Source organism: Polaromonas sp. P1_F4, assembly GCF_056405675.1.
Genome location: NZ_JBFUBP010000004.1, coordinates 311,310 through 333,513 on the forward strand (window position 1 = coordinate 311,310; position 22,204 = coordinate 333,513).

At 59.8% G+C, this 22,204-nt stretch carries 23 protein-coding genes and 2 tRNA genes; 11 read left to right on the plus strand and 14 right to left on the minus strand.

Annotation, left to right across the window (positions count from 1 at the left end; translation table 11 throughout):
- Positions 1 to 16 precede the first annotated feature (16 nt).
- The 6 genes from AC1DYQ_RS11255 to AC1DYQ_RS11280 all read left to right on the plus strand — a co-directional run bounded on the left by AC1DYQ_RS11255 (position 17) and on the right by AC1DYQ_RS11280 (position 4,823).
- Positions 17 to 895 (plus strand): alpha/beta fold hydrolase, encoded by an 879-nt coding sequence (locus AC1DYQ_RS11255; protein WP_477686860.1) that lies wholly within the window; start codon positions 17 to 19, stop codon positions 893 to 895.
- A 64-nt stretch (positions 896 to 959) separates the two neighbouring features.
- The gene (locus AC1DYQ_RS11260) at positions 960 to 2,066 is read left to right on the plus strand and encodes a tartrate dehydrogenase (protein ID WP_477686861.1); all 1,107 of its coding nucleotides are present in this window, start codon (positions 960 to 962) and stop codon (positions 2,064 to 2,066) included.
- Between the two features lie 266 nt (positions 2,067 to 2,332).
- Positions 2,333 to 2,605, plus strand: coding sequence for an HU family DNA-binding protein (locus tag AC1DYQ_RS11265; protein ID WP_007874140.1), 273 nt, complete (start codon positions 2,333 to 2,335; stop codon positions 2,603 to 2,605).
- Positions 2,606 to 2,622: 17 nt separating this feature from the next.
- Positions 2,623 to 2,698, plus strand: a tRNA-Val gene (locus AC1DYQ_RS11270).
- An 87-nt stretch (positions 2,699 to 2,785) separates the two neighbouring features.
- A complete protein-coding gene (locus AC1DYQ_RS11275) occupies positions 2,786 to 4,711 on the plus strand; it encodes a SurA N-terminal domain-containing protein (RefSeq protein ID WP_477686862.1) in 1,926 nt (641 codons plus the stop codon).
- Between the two features lie 36 nt (positions 4,712 to 4,747).
- Positions 4,748 to 4,823: transfer RNA gene (locus tag AC1DYQ_RS11280), tRNA-His, on the plus strand.
- A gap of 86 nt (positions 4,824 to 4,909) precedes the next feature.
- On the opposite strand, the gene AC1DYQ_RS11285 is transcribed toward AC1DYQ_RS11280, so the two are convergent.
- Positions 4,910 to 5,884, minus strand: coding sequence for an NADPH:quinone oxidoreductase family protein (locus tag AC1DYQ_RS11285; RefSeq protein WP_477686863.1), 975 nt, complete (start codon positions 5,882 to 5,884; stop codon positions 4,910 to 4,912).
- 171 nt (positions 5,885 to 6,055) lie between these two features.
- On the opposite strand from AC1DYQ_RS11285, the gene surE reads away from it, so the two are divergent.
- The 3 genes from surE (at position 6,056) to AC1DYQ_RS11300 (ending at position 8,749) form a co-directional block, all read left to right on the plus strand.
- A complete protein-coding gene (surE, locus tag AC1DYQ_RS11290; RefSeq protein WP_477686864.1) occupies positions 6,056 to 6,853 on the plus strand; it encodes a 5'/3'-nucleotidase SurE in 798 nt (265 codons plus the stop codon).
- A complete protein-coding gene (locus AC1DYQ_RS11295; protein ID WP_477686865.1) occupies positions 6,850 to 7,707 on the plus strand; it encodes a protein-L-isoaspartate(D-aspartate) O-methyltransferase in 858 nt (285 codons plus the stop codon). The genes surE and AC1DYQ_RS11295 overlap by 4 nt, the downstream gene beginning before the upstream one ends.
- Before the next feature lie 118 nt (positions 7,708 to 7,825).
- A complete protein-coding gene (locus AC1DYQ_RS11300) occupies positions 7,826 to 8,749 on the plus strand; it encodes a peptidoglycan DD-metalloendopeptidase family protein (RefSeq protein ID WP_477686866.1) in 924 nt (307 codons plus the stop codon).
- 206 nt (positions 8,750 to 8,955) lie between these two features.
- Here the strand turns inward: AC1DYQ_RS11300 and AC1DYQ_RS11305 are convergent, their stop codons facing one another.
- A complete protein-coding gene (locus AC1DYQ_RS11305) occupies positions 8,956 to 9,375 on the minus strand; it encodes a VOC family protein (protein WP_477671017.1) in 420 nt (139 codons plus the stop codon).
- Positions 9,376 to 9,431: 56 nt separating this feature from the next.
- Here AC1DYQ_RS11305 and rlmD point away from each other — a divergent pair, with 56 nt between their 5' ends.
- Positions 9,432 to 10,913 (plus strand): 23S rRNA (uracil(1939)-C(5))-methyltransferase RlmD, encoded by a 1,482-nt coding sequence (gene rlmD / locus AC1DYQ_RS11310; RefSeq protein WP_477686867.1) that lies wholly within the window; start codon positions 9,432 to 9,434, stop codon positions 10,911 to 10,913.
- A gap of 164 nt (positions 10,914 to 11,077) precedes the next feature.
- On the opposite strand, the gene AC1DYQ_RS11315 is transcribed toward rlmD, so the two are convergent.
- Positions 11,078 to 11,767 (minus strand): Bax inhibitor-1/YccA family protein, encoded by a 690-nt coding sequence (locus AC1DYQ_RS11315; RefSeq protein ID WP_477686868.1) that lies wholly within the window; start codon positions 11,765 to 11,767, stop codon positions 11,078 to 11,080.
- Between the two features lie 192 nt (positions 11,768 to 11,959).
- On the opposite strand from AC1DYQ_RS11315, the gene AC1DYQ_RS11320 reads away from it, so the two are divergent.
- The gene (locus AC1DYQ_RS11320) at positions 11,960 to 12,367 is read left to right on the plus strand and encodes a GlcG/HbpS family heme-binding protein (RefSeq protein ID WP_477686869.1); all 408 of its coding nucleotides are present in this window, start codon (positions 11,960 to 11,962) and stop codon (positions 12,365 to 12,367) included.
- Positions 12,368 to 12,574: 207 nt separating this feature from the next.
- Here AC1DYQ_RS11320 and AC1DYQ_RS11325 read toward each other — a convergent pair whose 3' ends face one another.
- The 11 genes from AC1DYQ_RS11325 to AC1DYQ_RS11375 form a co-directional block, all read right to left on the minus strand.
- A complete protein-coding gene (locus AC1DYQ_RS11325) occupies positions 12,575 to 12,793 on the minus strand; it encodes a hemin uptake protein HemP (protein ID WP_477649635.1) in 219 nt (72 codons plus the stop codon).
- A 161-nt stretch (positions 12,794 to 12,954) separates the two neighbouring features.
- Positions 12,955 to 13,365, minus strand: coding sequence for an ExbD/TolR family protein (locus tag AC1DYQ_RS11330; protein ID WP_477673831.1), 411 nt, complete (start codon positions 13,363 to 13,365; stop codon positions 12,955 to 12,957).
- A 71-nt stretch (positions 13,366 to 13,436) separates the two neighbouring features.
- Positions 13,437 to 14,153 (minus strand): MotA/TolQ/ExbB proton channel family protein, encoded by a 717-nt coding sequence (locus AC1DYQ_RS11335; protein WP_477649634.1) that lies wholly within the window; start codon positions 14,151 to 14,153, stop codon positions 13,437 to 13,439.
- 32 nt (positions 14,154 to 14,185) lie between these two features.
- Positions 14,186 to 14,872, minus strand: a complete 687-nt coding sequence (locus AC1DYQ_RS11340) for an energy transducer TonB (protein ID WP_477686870.1) — start codon at positions 14,870 to 14,872, stop codon at positions 14,186 to 14,188.
- Positions 14,873 to 15,004: 132 nt separating this feature from the next.
- On the minus strand, positions 15,005 to 15,250 hold the full coding sequence (locus tag AC1DYQ_RS11345) for a (2Fe-2S)-binding protein (protein ID WP_477649632.1): 246 nt from the start codon (positions 15,248 to 15,250) through the stop codon (positions 15,005 to 15,007).
- A 281-nt stretch (positions 15,251 to 15,531) separates the two neighbouring features.
- The gene (locus AC1DYQ_RS11350) at positions 15,532 to 16,239 is read right to left on the minus strand and encodes a Fe2+-dependent dioxygenase (protein WP_477686871.1); all 708 of its coding nucleotides are present in this window, start codon (positions 16,237 to 16,239) and stop codon (positions 15,532 to 15,534) included.
- A gap of 73 nt (positions 16,240 to 16,312) precedes the next feature.
- Positions 16,313 to 18,451, minus strand: a complete 2,139-nt coding sequence (locus AC1DYQ_RS11355) for a TonB-dependent receptor (RefSeq protein WP_477686872.1) — start codon at positions 18,449 to 18,451, stop codon at positions 16,313 to 16,315.
- A gap of 502 nt (positions 18,452 to 18,953) precedes the next feature.
- Positions 18,954 to 19,430 carry a bacterioferritin gene (bfr, locus tag AC1DYQ_RS11360; protein WP_477649629.1) on the minus strand — a complete coding sequence of 159 codons (477 nt, stop codon included), beginning with the start codon at positions 19,428 to 19,430 and terminating at the stop codon, positions 18,954 to 18,956.
- 140 nt (positions 19,431 to 19,570) lie between these two features.
- Positions 19,571 to 20,344, minus strand: coding sequence for a ferredoxin--NADP reductase (locus AC1DYQ_RS11365; protein ID WP_477649628.1), 774 nt, complete (start codon positions 20,342 to 20,344; stop codon positions 19,571 to 19,573).
- Between the two features lie 426 nt (positions 20,345 to 20,770).
- Complete coding sequence (locus tag AC1DYQ_RS11370) at positions 20,771 to 20,980, minus strand: hypothetical protein (protein ID WP_477649627.1); 210 nt, start codon at positions 20,978 to 20,980, stop codon at positions 20,771 to 20,773.
- On the minus strand, positions 20,977 to 22,149 hold the full coding sequence (locus AC1DYQ_RS11375; protein WP_477686922.1) for a PepSY-associated TM helix domain-containing protein: 1,173 nt from the start codon (positions 22,147 to 22,149) through the stop codon (positions 20,977 to 20,979). Before AC1DYQ_RS11375 ends, AC1DYQ_RS11370 begins: the two co-directional genes overlap by 4 nt.
- Positions 22,150 to 22,204: the final 55 nt, after the last annotated feature.

Genomic DNA, 22,204 nt, shown 5'->3' on the forward strand with positions numbered 1-22,204 from the left:
CAAGGCAGACTGATTGATGCTTGAGAATTTTGTTGTTTGCGACATCGAAGGCCCGGCTGGCAGCCTGCACACCCTGCAGGGCGGCGCGGGCGCGCCGCTGCTGTTGCTTCACGGACACCCGCAAACTCACGTGATGTGGCATCTCGTCGCGGGAGAGTTCGCGAAACATTTCACCGTCGTGATGATGGACCTGCGAGGTTACGGTGACTCCGCACGGATTGCCGGCGACGCAGCGCACGAGGCCTATTCCAAACGCGCGATGGCGCTGGATGCCGTCGCGGTGATGAAAGCCTACGGGTTCGAGCGCTTTCAGGTGCTGGCCCATGACCGCGGCGCGCGGGTGGCGCACCGCCTGGCGCTCGATCACCCGGGTGCAGTCGAGCGCCTTATGGTGCTGGACATTGCGCCGACGCTGACCATGTACGACAACACCTCGGATGCATTTGCGCGCGCTTACTGGCACTGGTTCTTCTTGATCCAGCCGCCGCCTTTGCCGGAGGCACTGATTGAATCTGATCCGGTACGGTATGTGCGCAGCGTGATGGGCAAGCGCCATGCGGGCCTTTCGGCTTTCGCGCCAGCCGCACTGGCCGAGTACGAACGCTGCGCGCAAATCCCCGGCACCGCTCAAAGTATCTGCGAAGACTACCGGGCCTCTGCCACCATCGACCTGGAGCACGACCGCGCGGACGTCACTGCCGGCCTGCGCCTGGCGCAGCCGCTACGGGTCCTGTGGGGTGACCATGGCGCGGTAGGTCAATGCTTTGATGTGCTGAATCTCTGGCAAGACAGGGCTAAAGATGTCTCGGGCCGGAGCCTGCCTTGTGGCCACTACATTGCGGAAGAAGCGCCGGGATTGTTGCTGACTGAAGCGCTTGGCTTTTTCAAATCCTGAATCAACGGCATTCACCTGACCAAATCGACGTCACTCCAATTCAACCCAGTCCAAAAGGAACACCATGAGCAAGAGCTCCGGAAAAAAACGCATCGCAGTCATCGCCGGCGACGGCATCGGCAAAGAGGTGATGCCCGAGGGCGTGCGTGTGCTGGAGGCTGCGGCCGTCAAATACGGCATTGACCTGCAGTTTGATCACTTCGATTTTTCAAGCTGGGACTACTTTGAAAAGCACGGCAAGATGATGCCGGACAACTGGAAAGACCAGATTGGAGGCCATGACGCGATCTACTTCGGTGCGGTGGGATGGCCCGAGAAAATTGCCGACCACGTGTCTTTGTGGGGTTCGCTGCTGCTATTCAGGCGTGAGTTCGACCAGTACATCAACCTGCGACCGGCACGCTTGATGCCCGGCATCATCGCGCCGGTTGTGCGGCGCGACGGGAGCGCCCGCCAGCCCGGTGAAATAGATTTTTACATCGTCCGTGAAAACACCGAGGGCGAATACTCCAGTATTGGCGGGCGGGCTTTCCCGGGTACGGAGCGCGAGTTTGTGCTGCAGGAGTCGGTGTTCACCCGCATCGGCGTAGACCGTGTGCTGAAGTTCGCGTTCGAGTTGGCGCAGTCGCGGCCCAAGAAGCACCTGACCAGTGCGACGAAGTCCAACGGCATTTCCATCTCCATGCCTTACTGGGACGAGCGCGTGGCCGAGATGGCAAAAAGCTATCCAGGCATTCAGCTGGATAAATTTCATATCGACATCCTGACGGCGCATTTTGTGCAGCGGCCCGACTTCTTCGACGTGGTCGTGGCAAGCAATCTCTTCGGCGACATCCTGAGTGACCTGGGGCCGGCCTGCACGGGCACCATAGGCATTGCGCCCAGCGCCAACCTCAATCCTGAGCGGAAATTTCCCTCGCTGTTCGAACCGGTGCACGGCTCGGCCCCGGACATTGCGGGCCGTAACATCGCCAACCCCATTGGGCAGATGTGGTGCGGTGCCATGATGCTGGAGTTCCTGGGGCACAAGGATGCGCATGACGGCATCCTCGCTGCAATTGAAAAGGTGTTGAGCCCTGGAAGCGGTGCGCCGCGCACCCCGGACCTGGGCGGAAAAGCAGGGACGACAGACCTTGGCAAGGCCGTCGTCGAGGCCCTGTCCGCTTCCTGAAACCGTCATAAAGACGGCTTTTGTCAAGCATGAAAATTACACATCATGCTTACGATTAAGCCGTGAAAGCGCTGAAAAACCGTCTAGAATCCGCCTCCGCACGTTGTAAAAACTTGCTGCTGTATTGACAGGTTAGGAGTCCATGGCTCTAATTGGAATCAGCAGAAAACTGCACATGCCGCTCCCGCTGACACACTCAACACAGTGTCCCGGGAGATATTTTTTAGAGACAACCAGATTAACTTTTTATCAACGAGGGGCTCCTTGTGAACAAGACTGAACTGATCGAGCACATTGCCAAGCATGCTGATATTTCCAAAGCTGCCGCCACGCGCGCGCTGGAGTCAACCATTGGCGCTGTGAAAACAACCCTGAAAAAAGGAGGCTCCGTGTCTCTGGTGGGTTTCGGCACTTTTGCCGTGGGAAAACGTGCTGCGCGCACCGGCCGCAATCCGCGTACCGGCGATGCGATTAAAATCAAGGCTGCCAAGGTTCCAAAGTTCCGTCCAGGCAAAGCTCTCAAGGATGCTTTGAACTGAAACGGAAACTCAACGTGGGGTGCTTAGCTCAGTTGGTAGAGCAGCGCCCTTACACGGCGTAGGTCGGCGGTTCGAGCCCGTCAGCACCCACCACCCACGAAAAAAGGCGAACATGGTTCGCCTTTTTTGTTGTTGGCTCCCGGTTTGTTCGTAAAGCTGTTGCAGCACAGGAAGTTCGAGATGTTTGATTTCATTCGCAAGCACACCAAAGTCACCATGGCGTTGCTGTTTTTGCTGATTGTTCCGTCCTTTATATTGGTGGGCATGAACAGCAACGGTCCCTCCGGGAACAACAGCGGGGTCGTTGCCGTTGTCGACGGAAAAGACATCACGCAGCCCGAATGGGACCAGGCCCACCAGAACGAAGTCCAGCGCATACGCGCTTCCATGCCGTCGATTGATGTCAAGTTGCTGGACACACCACAAGCACGCTACGCGACGCTGGAGCGGCTGGTACGCGACCGCGTGGTTGCTGCTGCTGCCCATGTCACCGACGACTATCTGGCGCGCGAGCTGCAGAAAATCCCTGAAATCGCCGCCCTGAAAGGCCCGGACGGCAAGCTCGATATGGAGCGGTATCGCCAGTTGCTGGCGTCGCAGGGCATGACGCCGGAAATCTTTGAGGCCAATGTCAAGGCCGGGCTGCCGAGCCGACAGGTGCTGGGCGGTATTGGTGCAAGCGGCTTCGCCACGAACGCTGCGGCTGATTTGTCGCTCAATGCCTATTTCGAGAAGCGCGAAATCCAGCTGGCCCGTTTTGATGCCGCCGATATGGCAGCCAAACTGGCACCGACCGATGCCGATCTTGAGCAGTTCTACAAAGCCAACGAGAAACTCTTTCAGGCGCCAGAGCAGGCCAACATTGAGTATGTGGTGCTCGACGTCGAGACGGTCAAAAAGACGGTCACTGTCAACGAAGCCGATCTCAAGACCTACTATGAGCAGAATATCCAGCGCCTGGGCGGTACTGAAGAGCGCAGGGCAAGCCACATCCTGATTGCAACGCCCAAGACTGCCTCGGCAGCCGATCGCGAAAAGGCGAAGGCCAAAGCAGAGGAATTGCTGGCGCAGGTCAGGAAGGCGCCTGATACTTTTGCCGATGTGGCGCGCAAGAATTCGCAGGACACCGGCTCGGCACCTGCCGGCGGCGATCTCGACTTCTTCGCACGCGGCTCGATGGTCAAGCCGTTTGAGGACGCCGCCTTTGCGATGAAAAAAGGCGACATCAGCAATGTCGTGGAGTCGGAGTTCGGCTACCACATCATCAAGCTGACGGACATCAAGGCACCGAAGCGGCCCGCGTTCGAAGAAATGAAGCCGCAGCTGGAAGCCGACCTCCGCAAGCAGGAAGCCCAGAAGAAATTTGCTGAAGTTGCCGATGTCTTCACCAATGGCGTCTATGAGCAGCCCGACAGCCTCAAGCCCGTGGCGGACAAGCTGAAGCTTGAAGTCAAGGCGGCCAGCAATGTGGCCCGGCAGCCCAAAGCCGGTGCGGCTGGCGTGCTGTCGAATCCGAAATTCCTGGGCGCACTTTTTTCGCCTGACGCGATCGAAAAGAAGCGCAATACCGAAGCCATAGAAATAGCGCCCAGCCAGCTGGTTTCAGGTCGGATCACCCAGTACACCCCGGCACGCACCCAGCCCTTTGCCGAAGTGAAAGATGTTGTACGCCAGCGCTGGGTTGCCCAGCGCAGCGCCGAAGAAGCGCGCAAGGAAGGCGAGGCCAAGCTGGCTGCCTGGAAGGCCGCCCCGGCGTCTGCAACCGCTTTGGCCGCGCCTGTGGTCGTGTCGCGTGAGCAAACCCAGAAGCTTCCCAACCCGGTGATCGATGCGGCGCTCCGCGCCGATGCTGCTGCTTTGCCGGCATTTGCCGGGGTTAGCCTCGGCGCACAAGGTTATGTCGTGATCAAGGTCAACAAGGTGGTTCCGCGCGAGGTGCCGCTTGAAGCAGCAGCCAAGCAGGAACGCAGCCAGTACACGCAGTGGTGGACCGCCGCAGAAAATCTGGCGTATTACAACGGCCTGAAAGATCGCTTCAAGACGAAAATCCTGGTGGCAAAGCCTCCTGTCGCCAAGGCAGGCGCAGAAGAAGTCGTCACCCAGTAAATTGCAGCGGCTTTGCCGCTATAATGCAGGGCTCCGGTGGCTGTAGCTCAGTTGGTAGAGTCCAGGATTGTGATTCCTGTTGTCGTGGGTTCGAGCCCCATCAGCCACCCCAGTATTTGAAGTCCCGCTTGCCGCAAGGCTCGCGGGACTTTTTCATTTGGGGCCTGGTGCAGCTGCCTTGTGCAGGCGGGCCAGGCCCTAGTTCACCATGACCAGCTTGCCCTTGACGCCACGTGAGCCCATGTGGGCATAGGCGGCTTTCAGTTCGGCCATGGGCATGGTGCGGTCAATAACCGGCTTGATCTTGCCTTGGGCATACCAGCCGGCCAGCTCGGCCATCATGGCCGCATTGGCTTTGGGTTCGCGCTTGGCAAAGTCTCCCCAGAACACGCCGACGATGGATGCGCCCTTGAGCAGCGTAAGGTTGAGCGGCAGGGACGGGATGGGCCCCGAAGCAAAGCCCACCACCAGGTAACGGCCCCGCCACGCGATGGAGCGAAAGGCCGGCTCGCTAAACTCGCCGCCGACCGGGTCATAAATCACGTCAGGCCCTTTGCCTTCGGTCAGTGCCTTGATTTCGTCACGCAGGTTTTTCGTGGTGTAGTTGATGGTGGCGTCCGCGCCAATGGACGTACAAAGGGCGCATTTCTCATCGGTCGATGCGGCCGCGATCACGCGAGCCCCGGCGGCTTTGGCAATCTGTATGGCTGCGGTACCCACACCGCCTGCCGCACCCAGCACCAGGACGGTTTCACCGGCCTTGAGTTGCGCGCGGTCCATCAGGGCGTGCCACGAGGTCGCGTAAATCATGATGAAAGCGGCGGCGTCCACAAAGGGAAACCCTTTGGGCAAGGGCATGCACAGGGCCGCCGGTGCAAGGGTGTGCGTGCCGAACCCCCCGGTGCCGGAGAGGCAGGCCACGTTTTGCCCCACCTGGAGGTGTGTGACGCCTTCGCCTACCGCCTGAACGATGCCGGCGTATTCGGAGCCGGGCACAAAGGGCAGGGGCGGCTTGATCTGGTACTTGTTTTGCACGATCAGCAGGTCGGGAAAGTTCAGGCTGGCGGCCTTGATCTCAATCAGCACTTCGCCTGCCTTGGGTTGCGGTGTTGGCAATTCTTTCCAGGTCAGGGCGTCTACGCCGGTGGGGTTTTCACAAAGCCAGGCTTGCATGAGATGTCTCCGATAGAAGGAATGCTGCGACAGGTGCAGAAGAAACAGAAGAAGAACGACGGGCCGCCAGCGGAAAGACACGGCGCCTTGCTTGCATCATAGGCAAAGCGGCAGGTTTTGCGATGTCCGGCAGGGCTCAGGCTGTCGCAGCCGTGACCGTAAAATCAGTCCATGAAAATCCTCATTTGCAACGACGACGGTTACCAGGCCTCCGGCATCATTGCCCTCTACGAAGCGCTTAAAACCGTTGCCGATGTCGAGGTGGTGGCACCCGAGCACAACAACAGTGCCAAATCAAACGCACTGACCCTGCACTCGCCGATGTACGTGCAGACCGCGGCCAACGGCTTTCGCTACATCAACGGCACACCGGCAGACTGCGTTCATATCGCGCTGACGGGTTTGCTGGGCTACCGGCCCGACCTGGTGGTTTCAGGCATCAATAACGGCGCCAACATGGGTGATGACACGATTTACTCCGGAACCGTGGGCGCCGCCATGGAAGGCTACCTGTTCGGAATTCCTTCCATCGCGTTTTCCCAGACTGAAAAGGGTTGGGCGCACATTGATGTGGCAGCCCGGCGTGCAGCCGAGCTGGTGCAACAGTTGATTCCTTCACTGGAGACCATCGCCGAAGGCGCGGAGCCGACGGTGCCGCCCTGGCTGCTCAATGTGAATATTCCCAACCTGCCCGACAACGAGATCCAGGGTGTGAAAGTGGCCCGGCTGGGGCGGCGCCATGCGGCCGAACGCGTCATCGTGCAGACCAGCCCGCGCGGCGAAACCATGTACTGGATTGGCGGCGCAGGGCCTGCGAAAGAGGCTGGTGAAGGAACCGATTTTTACGCCACCAGCCAGAAGTTTGTGTCCATCACCCCGCTGCAGGTGGATTTGACCGATCATGAGCGTCTGCCTTATTGGGCCCAAACCACTGCCCGGCTGGCCGAGTTGCACAAAAAATCGTCATGAAATCCAGCCTCAAACCGTCGTTCAATCCCACTGCCAAAGCGCCGGTCGCTGCAGGCCGCCCGGCATTTCCGGTTCGACTGAAGCCTGACGCGGGTGTTCCATCTGCTACAAAATCAATAGCTGGTAGCGCACGGCCAGAGCGCGCCAAAGGCCAAAATAGCTTGAAGAAACCGGCGCTACCCGTAGCCTCCGCGTTGCCGGGCGGTGTCGGACTCGATTCGCACGCCGTGCGTGCGCGCATGGTGAGCAAGCTTGCCGCGCAAGGTGTTGCCGATGCGCAGGTACTCGCCGCCATGGGGGCGGTTGAACGCCACCGTTTTGTCGACACCGCGCTGGTCAACCAGGCCTATGAAGACACCAGCCTGCCGATTGGCCTGGGGCAAACCATTTCCAAACCCAATGTGGTGGCCCGCATGCTGGAACTGCTGCGCCACGGCGCGGCCGGCAAGCTGGGACGGGTGCTTGAAATCGGCACCGGCTGCGGCTACCAGGCCGCGGTGCTCAGCCATCTGGCGACGGAGGTCTACAGCATTGAAAGGCTGCGCGGCCTGCACGACAAAGCCAGGGAGAATTTGCGGACTTTACGCCTGCCCAATGTGCACTTGCTGTTTGGTGATGGCATGATGGGTTACGCCAAGGGCGCGCCATATGCAGCCATCATTGCTGCTGCCGGCGGGGAGGCCATTCCGCCTGCCTGGATTGAGCAGCTGGCGGTAGGCGGCAGGCTGGTGGCGCCCATGCAAACCGCCGGCGGTGCCCAGGCGCTGGTGGTGGTTGACAAAACCCCCCAGGGCGTCAGGCAGACCCTGCTGGAGGCCGTCCATTTTGTGCCTTTAAAATCGGGGACAAGCTGACGATCCGGTCACCTGCAGGACCCAGGCCGGTTATCGATATAGCAGTGACGGCATTGAACCATCCGATCATCCAGTTAACCAATACGCCATACCCGTCAGATTGACGACGAAAGAACCAATGAATCAAACCGTACGGCCGAACCGGGCAGTGTCTGTGGATGCCGCAGGCGCAAGTCATGGCGCCCGCTCAACGCTCGGCAGGCTGGCCCTGCCATGCGCCCTGGCGGCAGCACTGCTGCTTGCCGCTGGCTGCGGCACGCGTTCTACCACCCATGCCCCGGTTGAAGACCGAGGTACCGGGCTGTCGCGTCCCACGCCGGGCGCGGTGGACGCAGGCAATGTCAAACAGTTGCCCGGTTTTGAAAACGCCGGAAAGCCCGGTTACTACACCGTCAAACCCGGTGACACCATGATTCGCATCGGCCTGGAAAACGGCCAGAACTGGCGCGACATCGTGCGCTGGAACAACCTTGAAAACCCCAACATCATCGAAGTGGGGCAGGTGCTGCGCGTGGTGCCGCCGACCAGTGAAAATCCACTGGTGGTGACCCGCCCCGTGACGTCCGGATCGGCCACCACGTCGACAGCATCCACCACGCCGACGCAGGCTGCCAGCGCGGCGCGTCCCGCGTCAGCACCGGCTGCCAGCCCGACACCCTCTGCAACGGGCGATGAAGACATCGCCTGGATCTGGCCCGCGCAGGGCACGATGCTGGCCGGTTTCGACGAAGCCAAAAACAAGGGCCTGGATATTTCCGGCAAGGCCGGTGATCCCGTCATTGCTTCGGCCGACGGCCGCGTGGTGTACGCCGGCGCCGGCCTGCGCGGCTATGGCAATCTGATCATCCTCAAGCACAACAGCACCTTCCTGACGGCCTATGCGCACAACCAGACTTTGCTGGTCAAGGAAGACCAGAGCGTGCGAAAGGGACAGAAGATTGCCGAGATGGGCAACAGCGACGCGGACCGCGTGAAGCTGCATTTCGAGATTCGCCGCCAGGGCAAGCCTGTCGACCCTTCCAGATACCTGCCCGCCAAGTAAGCGGTATTTCCATCCACAGAAAGGAGCCCCGCGTTTGCCGGGCTCTTTTTTTGTTTCTGATGCCTTGACGCTGCTTGCGCCAGGGCAAATCTACCAGAAAATTTATAAAAAAAAGGCTCGCGGTCCAGTCTGGACGAGCGCAAGCAGCTATCTATTTTGTAGCAAACGGTTGCGCGGAAATACAGCTGCCTGCCCCGGGCTTGTGATCAGTGAGGTTGCAAAATCTCGTCGTAGCCACGGCCCTTGAACTCCAGCAGGTCAATGCCATGGCCAAAAGGGTCGGCCAGCCCCGCAATTCGCCCCCAGACCCGTTCGGCCACGGGCATTTCCAGAACCGCACCGTGGCGCTGCAGCCGGTCAACCGCCGCATCAATGTCTTCCACCACAAAATCAAGGTGGACAGGTGTCCAGTGGCGCTGGTAGGTGCGAACACTTTCGCTGCCCTGACCACTGGCGATCGGCCGGGTACCCGGCGCATTGAAGAGCAGGTCGATGGGGCTGCCCGCACCGAGAATTTCCACGAAGTCGCTCTTGAAACGGCGGCCTGTGCGCAGCCCGAGCGCCTTTGTATAGAACTCGACGGCACGTTCCATGTTGTCAACATCGATGCAAATACGAAGCTCCATGGCGCCTTCCTTTCACGGGTTCAGAAAATGGTACCGCAGCCTGAGACAATTGGTGCATGACAGAAGAAAGCCAGAACAAGCAGCCTGCGACGGCGACCGACTACCCGCTGGACGTGCTCGAGGTCGAGTCGCTCGACATTGAAGCCCAGGGAATTGCCCACAGGGCTGACGGCAAGGTGGTATTTATTGAAGGTGCCCTGCCTTTCGAACGGGTAACTGCCAACGTCTACCGCAAGAAAAGCAGCTTTGAAAAAGCCATGGTGATGGCGATTCACCGTGAATCGTCCCAGCGTGTGCGGCCGGCATGCCCGCATTTCGGCATGCATACAGGCGCATGCGGCGGCTGCAAGATGCAGCATTTGCATGTGGGGGCGCAGGTGGCCGTGAAGCAGCGTGTGCTTGAAGACAATCTCTGGCACATCGGCAAGGTCAAGGCGGACAACCTGCTGCGGCCCATTGAAGGGCCGGCCTGGGGATACCGCTATCGCGCGCGGTTGTCGGTGCGCTATGTCCGCAAAAAGGGCGCCGTGCTGGTGGGGTTTCACGAGCGTAAAAGCGGCTACGTGGCCGATATGACCGAATGTCACGTGGTGCCCCGGCACGTGAGCGACATGCTCGTGCCGCTGCGCGAGCTGATCGGCAGCATGGATGCGAAGGAAACCTTGCCGCAGATCGAACTGGCCTGTGGCGATGAAGTCACGGCCATGGTGCTGCGCCATATGGAGCCCCTAAGCCCCGGAGACTTGAACCGCCTGCGCGATTTCGCTGCGCAAAACCGCGGCCTGCAATGGTGGCTGCAACCGGGGGGCCTCGAGACGGTCAAGCTGCTGGACGACGCTGTGCAGGAGCTGAGCTACGGCCTGCCGGAGTTCGATGTGGTCATGCCGTTCAAGCCGACCGATTTCACGCAGGTCAATCCCCACATCAACCAGGTGCTGGTGTCGCGTGCACTGCGCATGCTGGCGGTGCAGCCGGACGAGCGGGTGATTGACTGGTTTTGCGGCCTGGGCAATTTCACCTTGCCGCTGGCCACGCGCGCCCGCGAGGTGCTGGGCATCGAGGGCAGTGAAGTCCTGGTCGCCCGTTCACGCGAGAATTTTGAAAGAAACAGGCCTGCATCCAGCGTCCGACGGGCGCTGGCAGCTACAAAATTTGTAGCGCGCAACCTGTTTGAAATGACGCCGGCGATGTTGGTGAAAGACGGCCGTGCCGACAAATGGCTGGTGGACCCTCCGCGTGAAGGCGCTTTTGAGCTCTTCAAGTCCCTGGCGGCGCTGCACCAGCAGATCGTCAGCGGCGTCCCCTGTGACGACGGTGAGCACCAGCAGAGCCTGGCCCTCAACGGCTGGACGCCGCCGCAGCGCATTGTCTATGTAAGCTGCAACCCGGCCACCCTGGCGCGGGATGCAGGCGTGCTGGTGGACAGCGGCGCTTACCGCTGCACGGCGGCTGGCGTGGTCAACATGTTTCCGCACACGGCCCATGTGGAGTCCATTGCGGTGTTTGATTTGGCCCCCACGGTCTCTCACTGCGTGTAGCTCCCTGCTCCCACGAGGGGGCCGCTGCGCCTGCGGACTGCAGAGCCAGATCCGCGGCCCCGGCTTGAATTGGAGAAGCTCCAAGCTCACCTTGCGGAGAATGACACGAGGTGCGCATGAAAAAAGGGCCCTGAGGCCCTTTTTTTGTTCTGTAGCGAAGCGGATCAGTCCCGTTCGCCGCCGAAGATGCCCAGCAGGGCCAGCAGGCTCTGGAAGATGTTGAACAAGTCCAGGTAAATGGCCAGGGTGGCGCTGATGTAGTTGGTTTCGCCGCCGTCGATCACCTGTTTCAGGTCATACAGCAGGTAGGCGCTGAAAACCGCGATGGCCAGCGTGCTGATGACTGCCATCATCATGGTCGAGCCGACGAACACGTTGATGACGGCTGCCACCATGATGACCAGCGCGCCGGCAAACAGCCACTTGCTCATGCCGCTCAGGTCACGCTTGATGACGGTGGCCAGGCTGGCCATCACGAACATCACGCCGGCCGTACCGGCAAAAGCCGTCATGACCAGTGATGCGCCGTTGCTGAAACCCAGCACCATGGCGATCATGCGCGAGAGCATCAGGCCCATGAAAAAGGTAAAACCGAGCAGCACAGGCACGCCCGCGGCCGAGTTCTTGGTCTTTTCAATGGCGAAAATAAAGCCGAAGGCACCGCCGAGGAACACGATCAGGCCCAATCCGCCGCTGAGCGAGCGGGTAATGCCCGTGGCCACACCCAGCCAGGCGCCCAGCACGGTGGGTAGCAGGCTCAGGGCCAGCAGCCAATAGGTGTTGCGCAGGACCTTGTTGCGTTGCTCGACGCTGGAAGCAACGCCGTAGTCGAGGGTTTGAACATTGTCAGTCATGAAAGTCGTCTCCGAGGCGCCAGCAAATGCGGGCAAGATTATTTTAGGGTGCATTGCCGTTTTTCCAGCCCTCACTCCCTACTTTTTGTAAGGGTTCTATAAGCTAATTTGGCGGCAATACGGGCGGAGGGCGGCCTCAAATTTGCGTATGCTCGGTATCTTTGCCAACAAACTCCGGAAATCCTGAAGACCATGAAATCAAAAGCAGTGCTTGAACTCGCCGACGTCAAACTCATCGCCGCCGCCGCCGAGGCCGAAGCTCTCAAGAACAACTGGGCCGTCACCATTGCCATCGTGGACGACGGCGGCCACCTGCTGCACCTGCAGCGCCTGGATGGAGCGCCGCCCATTTCTTCGCACATTGCGCCCTCCAAGGCCAACACGGCCGCCATGGGCCGCCGTGAGAGCAAGGTTTACGAGGACGTCATCAATGGCGGCCGCACATCCTTCCTGTCGGCGCCCTATATCCACGGCATGCTCGAAGGTGGCGTGCCCATCGTGAAAGACGGACAGTGCATTGGCGCTGTGGGCGTGAGCGGCGTGAAGTCCAGCGAAGACGCGCAAATCGCACGTGCGGGCATCGCCGCCATCGGTCTGTAAACGCTTCACAGCGGGAATGAAAAAGCCGACCATGGGGTCGGCTTTTTTGTTGGCGAGAGCAGAACAACATCAAGGAAAAAAAGCCTGGCTAAACAACCCCGAAGGGGTCTGTGGCTGGCTAAAAACGACCTTGGAGGCTTGGTAGCCCCGGATCGCCCCACGATGAAACTGTGCTGATGAAGAGGGTGATGAAACGGTGAAGGCGGCTTACTTGGTCAAAATCAGTTTGCCCAGGCGAGTGGCCTGAAGGCGGTAAGTCGAGCCGTTGTGGTTGATTTCCACCGCCTTTTGCCCGCGCAGGATTTCGGTGCTGTTGACGCAAGCGGCAGAGGCCCCCGAAGGATGGCCGCCAGAAGCGGTCTCTGTGTGCGCAGGGGCGCGGGCAGGAAGGCTCAAGGTATGGGAGGCGGGCATTGCGATGGACATGATGGTTAAACCTGTTTGGGTTTCGTTCAGTTAATGATAACCATTCTCATTTGAAAGTCAAGCGAATCCAGGCTGCGGTTTTGTTTCTTTCTGTGTGAAAAACCTGGAGTGCCTGTCCAGCAGGCAGGCATCCAGGACCCGATTAGTCCTGCAGGTCCTGGTTAGTTCTTGGGTTCAGTGATGAAACCGATCTTGCGCAGCCCGGCCTGTTGGGCTGCTGCCATGGCTTGGGCTACGCGCTCGTAGCGCACTGATTTGTCGCCGCGGATATGCAGGTCTGGCTGCGGGTTTTGTGCCGCCGACGCCTTGAGCTGCGTGACCAGTTCTTCGTCTGAAATCTTGGTCTCGTTCAGGAAATAGCTGCCTTCCGCATCCACGCTCAGGCGAACCGTTTCCGGCTTGATGTTTTGCGCTTCGTTGGAAGCGCGCGGCAGGTCGATGTTGACGGAATGCTTCATCACGGGGACCGTGATGATGAAGATGATGAGCAGCACCAGCATGATGTCCACCATGGGCGTCATGTTGATCTCGTTCATCACCTCATCGCTGTCGTCTTGGGTTCCAAAGGCCATGGTGCTTCTCGGTCACTGAATGAGGGAGCTCCGCGGCTGTGGGGCGGCAGAGCAGGATAAAGGGCGGGCTTTCAGGCTTTTTTCATTGGCACAACATTGGCCTGCTGGCCGCCGGCGCTCACGCGGGCGCCGGTGACGAAGTAGGCGTGCAGGTCATGCGCGAAGCGGCTGAGTTTTTGCAGCACACCCTTGTTGCCGCGTACCAGGGCGTTGTAGCCCAGCACCGCCGGGATGGCGACCGCGAGACCCAGCGCTGTCATGATCAGCGATTCGCCGATCGGGCCAGCCACCTTGTCGATGGTCGCCTGGCCGGCCGCGCCTATGGACAGCAGCGCATGGTAGATGCCCCACACGGTGCCGAAGAGGCCGACGAAGGGGGCGGTGGAGCCGACCGAGGCCAGGATGGCCAGGCCCGACTGCAGCTTGCCGGTGAATTCGTCGATGGCATTGCGCAGCGTGCGCGTGACCCAGTCGCTCACGTCCAGGGCGTCGTGCAGGTGCGCCTTGGTATTGCGGTGGTGCAGCGTGGCTTCGCGGCCTTCCAGGGCGAGCTGGCGGAACGGGTTGGCGGGGTCCGAGCCCAGCTTGGTGAGGCCTGCGGCAAAGTCTTCGCTGTGCCAGAAATCTTCAGAGGCGCGGGCGATCTTTTTGTACTTGATGAGGTCCAGCGTCTTGATGATGATGACCATCCAGGACGCGAGCGACATGACCAGCAGCAGCACGGCGACCGATTTGGTAACGATATCGCCCTGGCTCCAGACATTGGCAAGGCCGAATTGGGAATTCATGAATCAATACTCCAAGGTTCAAAAAAATTCGTTTAGTCTTTCAAGCCCCAGTCAATGGGAACAAGGAAGGGCATGGTTTCGGGAACGCCATTTCGCTTGCCAGGCACATAGCGCCAACTCATGACGGCGTCGTAAGCGGCTTTGTCGAGGCGGGGGAAACCGCTCGAGGTGACGAGTTCCGCGCGCTGGGCCTTGCCGTCAACGCCAATCCATACTCGGTGTGTCACCTTGCCCTGCTCGTTCAGCCGCCTGCTCAAGATAGGGTAGGGCGGCTTTGGGTTCTGCAGGTAGTCGGCATCGCTGGACGGCAGCTGTACCACCGGTGGCGCAGGCGGTGCGGCTGGAGCCACGGCTACAGGCGCTGGCGGTAGCGGCGGCGTGACAACGCCTGTCGGGGCATTGGGCGAAGGTGTCGGGTCCTGGATGGCCAGCGGCTGGGGCGCGGGTTTGTCGGGTGCCTTGGCAACAGCTTTTTTCTGTACGGTCGGCGTGGGCGGGGTAGGGGGGACGGGCTCCACCTTGGGGGCGGGTGGGTCGATGAATTGAGTGAGGACTTCTGCAGGAATCACGATTTCGGCAGCTCGCATCAGCAAGCCGCTTTGCAATGCCCAGATGAACCCTACATGCAGGGCCACCACTGTCAGCGCAATAACCGCATTGCGGCTGAGGGGCTGGCGCGGCGGGGTGGGGCGCGGTGCGGTGGAGAAAGTGGCGTTCATCGGGAGAGGGATAGCTGGGCGAATGGCCACATTGAGGCGCGGTTTCGGTCAAAAAGACAACCGGGAATTAGCGGCGGAATATCCACCACGCGGAACCTATCACCAGCACAAGGCTGACAGGAAGGGCCGAAATCAGTATTGGGGAGAAGGTTGCAAGGTGTTCCATGGGCTGCCTTCCAGCGTGTGGGTGGCGAGCTTGATGTTGGCCGTCGGGCAGCTGGCGCTGCACTGCGCCACCACGTCGCGGGCGCAGCCTTCGCACTGGCCGCACTGGGTGGCCACGCCGAGTTCGAACTGGATCTCGTCAAAGCCCAGGCCTGCACGGGCATGGCGGGCAATTTCGCGGTCGGAGATTCGGCGGCAGACGCAAACGATCATGGATGGGCTTGGCTGGTGATTGATTCAATCGGTGTGCTGATTATAAATGCGAATCTATCGCATTTGCAATCATGAGATGCAGATTTCAGGAAGTGCGAGCTATTTGCAGAGGATTTTTGGCCTTGTTTTCGAAGCCAAATTCAGCAGTAAGCCTTTCTGGGCGGGCGCAAGCAGCTATGAATTAGATAGCGGAAAGGCTGTTTTTTGGGGCGAGCGAGGCATCATCGGGGTGATGGGTTGCCAAGACCCTTCACGATGAAGGATAAACGCGGTCCAACCGCCTAAACCTCAGCCCACATCCGCAGCAGGTTGTGATAGCAGCCTGTAAGCCGTACCACTTCGGCGCCTTCGGCCGCACCTGGGGCTGTGCGTTCCAGGTCCTTTTGGCGCAGCGAGGTAATGGCCATGTCCATCTCATACAAAAGCCGGCGTTGGGCATCGGAGCGCACCATGCTTTCAATCCAGAAGAAGCAGGCCAGCCGCTCACCGCGCGTGACAGGCTCCACGCGGTGCACCGATGTGCCCGGGTACATCACCAGGTCACCTGCCTCGAACTTGATGCGTTGTTCGCCGTAGGTGTCTTGCACGACCAGTTCGCCGCCGTCGTAGCTGGCCGGATCGCTCAGGAACAGCGTGCAGGAAATGTCGGTTCGCACGTGCCGTGCTGTGGCGGCATGCGTGCGTACCGCGTTGTCAATGTGGTTGCCGAAATTGTTGGCGTCGCCGCCGTAGCGGTTAAAGAGCGGCGGATAGACCGATTTGGGCAGCGCCCCGGTCACGAACATCGGATTACTGGCCAGCGCCACCGACACGATGTGCCGCGCCTGCTGGGCGGCGGGCAGCTCTTCAGGCAGCTGCAGGTTGTTCTTGACGGCGCCGCTCTGGCTGCCGGCCGTGATGCGGCCGTCGGCCCAATCGGCGTCCAGGATCAGCTGGCGGACCTGCGCAAGTTCGTCCGGCTTGAGGGCTTGTTGAATGCGAAGCAGCATGGGATTCCATCAATAAAAAAGGCACCCGGAAGTATCTCCCAGGTGCCTGAGTTTGGAAAATCCGATTCTCAGATCAGAATTTGCTGGTCCAGGTGGCACGCAGACTGCGTTCCGGTGCAGCAGGGCCAGGCCAGCCTGTGTACAGGGCGGTGTAATAGACTTTGTTGAATACGTTGTCGAGATTGACCTTGATGGAGTTGTTCTGGTTAATCTGATATTCAAGCAGGGCATCGAATTTGGTGTATCCCGGCACGCTATTGGTTGTCGGCACCGGCAAGGCGGGCTTGTTTTTACTGACTGCCGTCAGGCCACCACCCACACGCCATTTGTCAGAAAACCGGTAGGTGGTCCACAGGTTGGCTTGACGATGGGGGAGCAAGCCTGGCTCCTGGCCAACACTTGCGGCTGATGCGGGGCTTGAACCGGCTTTGTCAATGACACCGCGCATGAAGGCGATGCCCGCAAAAACGTCCCAGCTTGCGCTTAAACGGCCTGCAACTTCAAACTCCAGCGAGTTGGTGTGGCGTTGTCCCGACAACAGGAACTCCGTGCCACCGGGCACTGTTTGCGTGTCGGTGCTGCGCTCGTTGTACTTGTCTGTCCGGGCAAGGGCCGTACGTAATGACAAATCCCCTCCGAACAGCTCCCACTTGGCGCCTATTTCGATGTTTCGGCTTTTTTCCGGTGGCGTGTTAGCCGTGGTCGCATCGTATTGGTACAGATCGCCTGAGGTGTTGAATGAGGTGCCATAGGATGCGTAATAGCTGACTTCATCGGTCGGCTGGTACATCACGCCAAGGCGAGTACTCAAGAGATTGTCTGAGCGGGACAGGCGGCCGCCAGTTACCCGGTCGTACTCCCCCTTGAAACTGTCGTGGCGAAATCCGCCGACCAGTTTCCAGGCTTGTGTCAGGCTGATGATGTCTTGCGCGTATATGCCCACCGTGGTGGCCGTGAAGTTGTTGGCCCAAGTCCGTACCCGGGTGTCTGCAACGCCTGCATTGCTTGCAATGCCGACGGTCGTTGAAGGTTTTCCGGGAACATTGCTGTAGCTGTCCCGGCCAGAGCGCTCCAGCGCGTATTCCCCGCCAATCAGGAGGTCATTCTTGAGACCGAACCAGTTTGTCTTTGTGACGTAGTCACTTTGCAGGAAAGTATGACGGTCCTGCCCTGCGCGTGTCTGGTTTCCGCGGTTGACGACTGTGTTCTGGTTGAAGTTCGCTTGCGTGACGCTAGCGGCGAACCCGTTAATTTGCGTGGCCCACAGATCACGGCTGAAATGTCCGTCTCTCAGCGTTGTTTTGAGGGTGCTGCCATCTGCCCAGCGATGCGTATGCGTGCCGGTGACAATGTCGGCGCTGTCGCGCTGGTAGTCCGAATCTACGCCATACCATTTATCGGGAGAGAAGGGCGCGGGTGCGTTCTGCAGCCAACGCCCGCCGAGGTCGGGCTTGTCGTTGTAGTTGAGATGGTACAGGCTGACCATGAATTCGTCCGACGTACCAATGCCCCAGCGGTAGTCTGCGGCCAGGCCGCGACGATGCGTTTCTGCTTTTCCGGCGCGGCCATCCCAGTCCGTTGTCATGACCCCGATGCGAAATGCGGCGTCATCCGATGTCTTGAAGTTGAAGTCACCTGACAGGCGTAAGTAATTGCCGGTTCCTATCGTCGTATTCACTTCATGCTCTGTGATCAGGCGCGGAGTTTTGCTGACCTGGTTGATGATGCCGCCGGTAGAACCGCGACCAAAAAGCATGGATGCCGCACCGCGCAAGACTTCCACCCGGTCATAGTTGAAGGTGTCCCGGTTGTACTGGGAAATGTCGCGCATGCCATCCAGGTAGATATCTCCAGCAGCACTGAAACCGCGCAAGCGAATGTTGTCGCCGATGCGCCCGCCTTCCCCTGCTTCAAAAGTGATACCGACAACGTTCTCAAGGGCGCTCTTGAAGCTGTCCTTGCCCTGGTCGTGAATCAGTTTTTCGTTGACGACCGTGAGCGATTGCGGAATGTCCTTGGCGGCCAATGGCGCTTTACCGACACTGGTAATGCCGCTCTGATAAGTCTGGCTGGCGCGATCGCGTGTGCCCGTCACCGTGACGGGTGCCAGGCTCCTGCCTTCGGGTGCAGTGGATGAAGTGGTCGTCGTGGCGCCGGTGCTGGGCGTCGGGGTGATGCTCTGGGCCCAGCCTGACACCGAAACCGCCAGCATGAGCGCGCCAAGCGGGAGCAGGGCTTTGTCGGAAGATGCGGCAGGATTGGCAACCGGGCCGGCAAGCGGCGTGAAATTGTCAGTGCCCGTGGTGCGGGTCTTTTTGTTGCGCGCAGGGCGTGCGGCGCGAGCGGAAGGGTGTGCCAAGATGGCCTCCAAGCAGGGTCCTGCCTTGCAGGCGGTGGACCGGGTTCAGGAAAAAGCTTGGCTGGCTCGAAATGCCCTCGGGYGCGAGTTGGCTGGCTCGTGAAGTTCGCCCGAAGTGTATATCAAATGATAATGATTCGTAATCCCTTGTATCTGGATGTTGCAGGAATGACGAGAAAAGGTGATGCTTGTGTGGCGAAAACGCGATATGTCTCTGTGCTGCCGCGAAATTGAGGCCGGGAAAAGAGCTTCTGAAAACCAGGGGGCAGTCAGCGTTGGCGCAAACAAAAAAMGGGGCCTGCGCCCCGTTTTTTGTTTGCGCCAGGCATGTCATCCGGCTATTTCAGGACCGCATTCAGCTCAACTCGCCCATCTGGCTTTGCAGGTAGTTTTGCAGGCCAACCTTGCCAATCAGCTCAATCTGGGTTTCCAGGAAGTCGATGTGCTCTTCGGTGTCATCGAGGATTTCCTGCAGCAGGTCGCGTGAGACATAGTCGCGTACGCTTTCGCAGTGGGCAATGCCGTCCTTGATGGTGGCCTGTGCACCGGTTTCGGCTTTCAGGTCGCAGTTCAGGGCTTCCGGAACATCCTCGCCGATCATCAGCTTGCCCAGGTCCTGCAGGTTGGGCAGGCCATCGAGCATGAAGATGCGGTCCATCAGCTTGTCGGCGTGCTTCATCTCGCCGATGGACTCTTCGTATTCCTTCTTGGCCAGCTTGTCCAGGCCCCAGTGCTTGTACATGCGGTAGTGCAAAAAGTACTGGTTGATGGCCGTCAGCTCGTTCTTCAGCTGCGCCTGCAGGTGAGCGATGACTTTTGCGTCGCCTTTCATGGAAATTCCTTATCGTTGTGTAGTGCGGATCGCCCATTGTCACTGGCCGCGTACCGTAACTCAAGCATTCCCCTGCTGGGGCGGTCTGGTTGCGTTTGATTGTGAGAAACGTTCGCATTGCAAACGTTTCCCGTTGTCAGTCAGCGCTCGGCAAATGCGCGTTCCACCACGAAGTGGCCGGCTCGCTGCATGTTGCCTTCCTCAAAGCCGCGCTCTTCCAGCATGGCCTTGATGTCGCGCAGCATGTCGGGGCTGCCGCACAGCATCAGGCGGTCGTTCCCGATAGAGATCGCGGGCAAGCCCAGGTCGCTGTACAGCTTGCCCGACTGCATGAGCTCGGTGATGCGGCCTTCGTTGCGAAAGCGCTCGCGCGTCACGGTGGGGTAATACATCAGGCGTCCGCGCACCAGCTCGCCGAGGAACTCATGCTCATGCAGCTCGTGCTCGATCAGCTCGCGGTAGGCCAGCTCGGCGCTGGTACGGCAACCGTGCACCAGCACCACGCGCTCAAACCGCTCGTAAGTGTCGGGATCCTTGATCAGAGAGAGAAAGGGCGCCAGACCAGTGCCGGTGGCCAGCAGCCACAGCGTGCCGCCGGGCAGCAGGTTTTGCAGCAACAGCGTGCCGGTGGGCTTGCGGCCGACCAGGATGTCGTCGCCCGGCTTGAGGTGTTGCAGCCGCGAAGTCAGCGGGCCGTCGGGCACCTTGATGCTGAAGAACTCCAACTGGTCTTCATGGTTGGCGCTGGCCACGCTGTAGGCGCGCAGCAATGGTTTACCGTCCACGGGCAGCCCGATCATGGTGAACTGGCCGTTGACAAAGCGAAAGCCCGAATCGCGCGTGGCGGTGAAGCTAAATAGCGAGTCGGTCCAGTGGTGGACGGAAATAATGCGTTCTGTGTTGAAGGCGCTCATGAGAGAAAAAAAGAAGAGGGGGAAAGAAATGGGGGGACGAGAAAGGGCTTGGGTGATGCAAGGGACTCACCGCGCATCCCTTCAGGTCGTGCCCTCTGATCGTGCGTGAGCAAGCCTGAATTTTATAGCCTGAGCGGGCCTGCCGCCGGTGATGGCTATAGACGCCACATCGGCGCCAAGGTCAGGCACATCACCATCGCACTTCGCGCGGCGACAGAACTCAAGCGCCAGGCAGCCGCACCTGGGCAAGTGTGGTCAGTGAAGGTTTTTTTGGGTTGCTATTAAATCAGGAGCTGCTTGCGCCCGTTTTGTAAGGGTTTCTGGCACTTTCCCCATGAAATTTTGGTGTTTTTGTGCTTCGCTTCAAAGTGCTGCCAGATTAACTTTTACATACCGCTTCAGAGCAAAAAACCACTCACTCGCCATTCAGCGTTTGCGCGGCCCGCCGGGCACCCACGAGAACCAGGCCATCACAGCCACGGGCACGCCCAACCCCAGCCAGCACCACCAGTCGCCCCAGCCATCAGACACCAGCGCAGTCAGCAGGCCGGTGGTGCTGAGCGTGCCCAGCGCGAGGGGCCAGCGCCACAGGCGCCAGAAAGCGGAGTCCTTCGCGGAATCGGCCTTTGCGCTCATGCGGCACCGCCAGTTGTTTCGTGGCGTGCCGCATGCGGCGCTGGTATTTGCCCTGCTGTTTTTTCCGGCTTCGCCGCTTTGGCCGGATTACGCCGTCCAAGCCACAGGTAAAGGCCGCTGCCCAGCACGATGATGGTTGCGATGTCCAGCAGGGCCCAGAGGATTTGCATCGGCATGCCGCCGTAATCACCAAAATGCAGCGGCTGCGACACCAGCAGCGCTGTGAGGTACCAGGGCAGCGGCGGGCTGGCCGTGAGCGCATTGGTGCCGGCGTCCACCAGCACCGGCTTGAGCAGGCGCGAGTTGAAGGGTTCGTTGCCGCGCAGGAAGACGGTGTAGTGGTGCGGGCTCGAAAACGACGTGCCAGGGAAGGCGATAAAGGCCATCTTCATTTCAGGCGCCAGTGCGGTCGCCGATGAAGCTGCCTGCTGCACCGAGGCCAGGCGTGCCGGCGGTTTTTGCCCCTGGTAGGGCGCCAGCAGCGAGCTCAACTGGTCGTACTGCCAGTACTTGATCAACAGGTCGGCCCAGGTGTTGATCATGCCCGTGGCGCCCACGGTGAAGGCCCACACCAGCGTCACGATGCCCAGCAGGTTGTGCAAGTCCAGCCAGCGGGCGCGTGGGCGGGTTTGCCGCACCGTGCCGAAGTCCAGCTTGCGCATGAAGGGCGCATACAGCACCACACCCGAGACAATCGCCACCAGCAGCAAGAGCCCCATGAAGCCCAGAAAGAGCTTGCCCGCGAGTCCGGCAAAGAGGTCAACGTGCAGCTTGAACATCACGTACATAAAGCCTTCGTCGAACCTGGGTTGGGCCAGCACAGCTGCGGTGCGTGCGTCGACCGCGACGGTCTTGTTGTTCTCTTCGGATGTCGGTGTGTCGCCAAATGTGACATACCAGAAGCGGTTGTCATCCGGCTCCTGGGTGATGAACATCGGCACCTTGCCCGGATGCAGCCCCTGCGCCACTTCCATCACGCGGTCCAAGCTGGCGTGTGGCGTGTCCTTGGGTAAATCGGGCGCTTCAACTTCGGTGCCCAGCAGGTGGCCGATCTCATGGTGAAAGATCAGCGGCAGCCCGGTCAGGCACAGCAGCAGCATGAAGACCGTGCAAACCAGGCTGCTCCATTTGTGCACCCAGGTCCAGGTCTTGATGCGCCGGCTGTCCATCGCCGTCTTCTTGCCCGTGAGGCTGATCGTGGTCATCGTGGCTCTCCTTCTTGTC

Bases quoted from the DNA above. Each gene is read 5' to 3' on its own strand.
- AC1DYQ_RS11300 (WP_477686866.1), top strand. From the start codon at position 7,826: ATGAATCAAACCGTACGGCCGAACCGGGCAGTGTCTGTGGATGCCGCA.
- AC1DYQ_RS11275 (WP_477686862.1), top strand. From the start codon at position 2,786: ATGTTTGATTTCATTCGCAAGCACACCAAAGTCACCATGGCGTTGCTG.
- AC1DYQ_RS11350 (WP_477686871.1), bottom strand. From the start codon at position 16,239: ATGCTGCTTCGCATTCAACAAGCCCTCAAGCCGGACGAACTTGCGCAG.
- AC1DYQ_RS11365 (WP_477649628.1), bottom strand. From the start codon at position 20,344: ATGAGCGCCTTCAACACAGAACGCATTATTTCCGTCCACCACTGGACC.
- AC1DYQ_RS11330 (WP_477673831.1), bottom strand. From the start codon at position 13,365: ATGGCCTTTGGAACCCAAGACGACAGCGATGAGGTGATGAACGAGATC.
- AC1DYQ_RS11305 (WP_477671017.1), bottom strand. From the start codon at position 9,375: ATGGAGCTTCGTATTTGCATCGATGTTGACAACATGGAACGTGCCGTC.
- AC1DYQ_RS11260 (WP_477686861.1), top strand. From the start codon at position 960: ATGAGCAAGAGCTCCGGAAAAAAACGCATCGCAGTCATCGCCGGCGAC.
- AC1DYQ_RS11335 (WP_477649634.1), bottom strand. From the start codon at position 14,153: ATGAATTCCCAATTCGGCCTTGCCAATGTCTGGAGCCAGGGCGATATC.
- AC1DYQ_RS11315 (WP_477686868.1), bottom strand. From the start codon at position 11,767: ATGACTGACAATGTTCAAACCCTCGACTACGGCGTTGCTTCCAGCGTC.
- AC1DYQ_RS11355 (WP_477686872.1), bottom strand. From the start codon at position 18,451: ATGCTGGCGGTTTCGGTGTCAGGCTGGGCCCAGAGCATCACCCCGACG.
- AC1DYQ_RS11255 (WP_477686860.1), top strand. From the start codon at position 17: ATGCTTGAGAATTTTGTTGTTTGCGACATCGAAGGCCCGGCTGGCAGC.
- AC1DYQ_RS11325 (WP_477649635.1), bottom strand. From the start codon at position 12,793: ATGTCCATCGCAATGCCCGCCTCCCATACCTTGAGCCTTCCTGCCCGC.
- AC1DYQ_RS11320 (WP_477686869.1), top strand. From the start codon at position 11,960: ATGAAATCAAAAGCAGTGCTTGAACTCGCCGACGTCAAACTCATCGCC.
- AC1DYQ_RS11295 (WP_477686865.1), top strand. From the start codon at position 6,850: ATGAAATCCAGCCTCAAACCGTCGTTCAATCCCACTGCCAAAGCGCCG.
- AC1DYQ_RS11370 (WP_477649627.1), bottom strand. From the start codon at position 20,980: ATGAGCGCAAAGGCCGATTCCGCGAAGGACTCCGCTTTCTGGCGCCTG.
- surE (WP_477686864.1), top strand. From the start codon at position 6,056: ATGAAAATCCTCATTTGCAACGACGACGGTTACCAGGCCTCCGGCATC.
- bfr (WP_477649629.1), bottom strand. From the start codon at position 19,430: ATGAAAGGCGACGCAAAAGTCATCGCTCACCTGCAGGCGCAGCTGAAG.
- rlmD (WP_477686867.1), top strand. From the start codon at position 9,432: ATGACAGAAGAAAGCCAGAACAAGCAGCCTGCGACGGCGACCGACTAC.
- AC1DYQ_RS11340 (WP_477686870.1), bottom strand. From the start codon at position 14,872: ATGAACGCCACTTTCTCCACCGCACCGCGCCCCACCCCGCCGCGCCAG.
- AC1DYQ_RS11285 (WP_477686863.1), bottom strand. From the start codon at position 5,884: ATGCAAGCCTGGCTTTGTGAAAACCCCACCGGCGTAGACGCCCTGACC.
- AC1DYQ_RS11345 (WP_477649632.1), bottom strand. From the start codon at position 15,250: ATGATCGTTTGCGTCTGCCGCCGAATCTCCGACCGCGAAATTGCCCGC.
- AC1DYQ_RS11375 (WP_477686922.1), bottom strand. From the start codon at position 22,149: ATGGACAGCCGGCGCATCAAGACCTGGACCTGGGTGCACAAATGGAGC.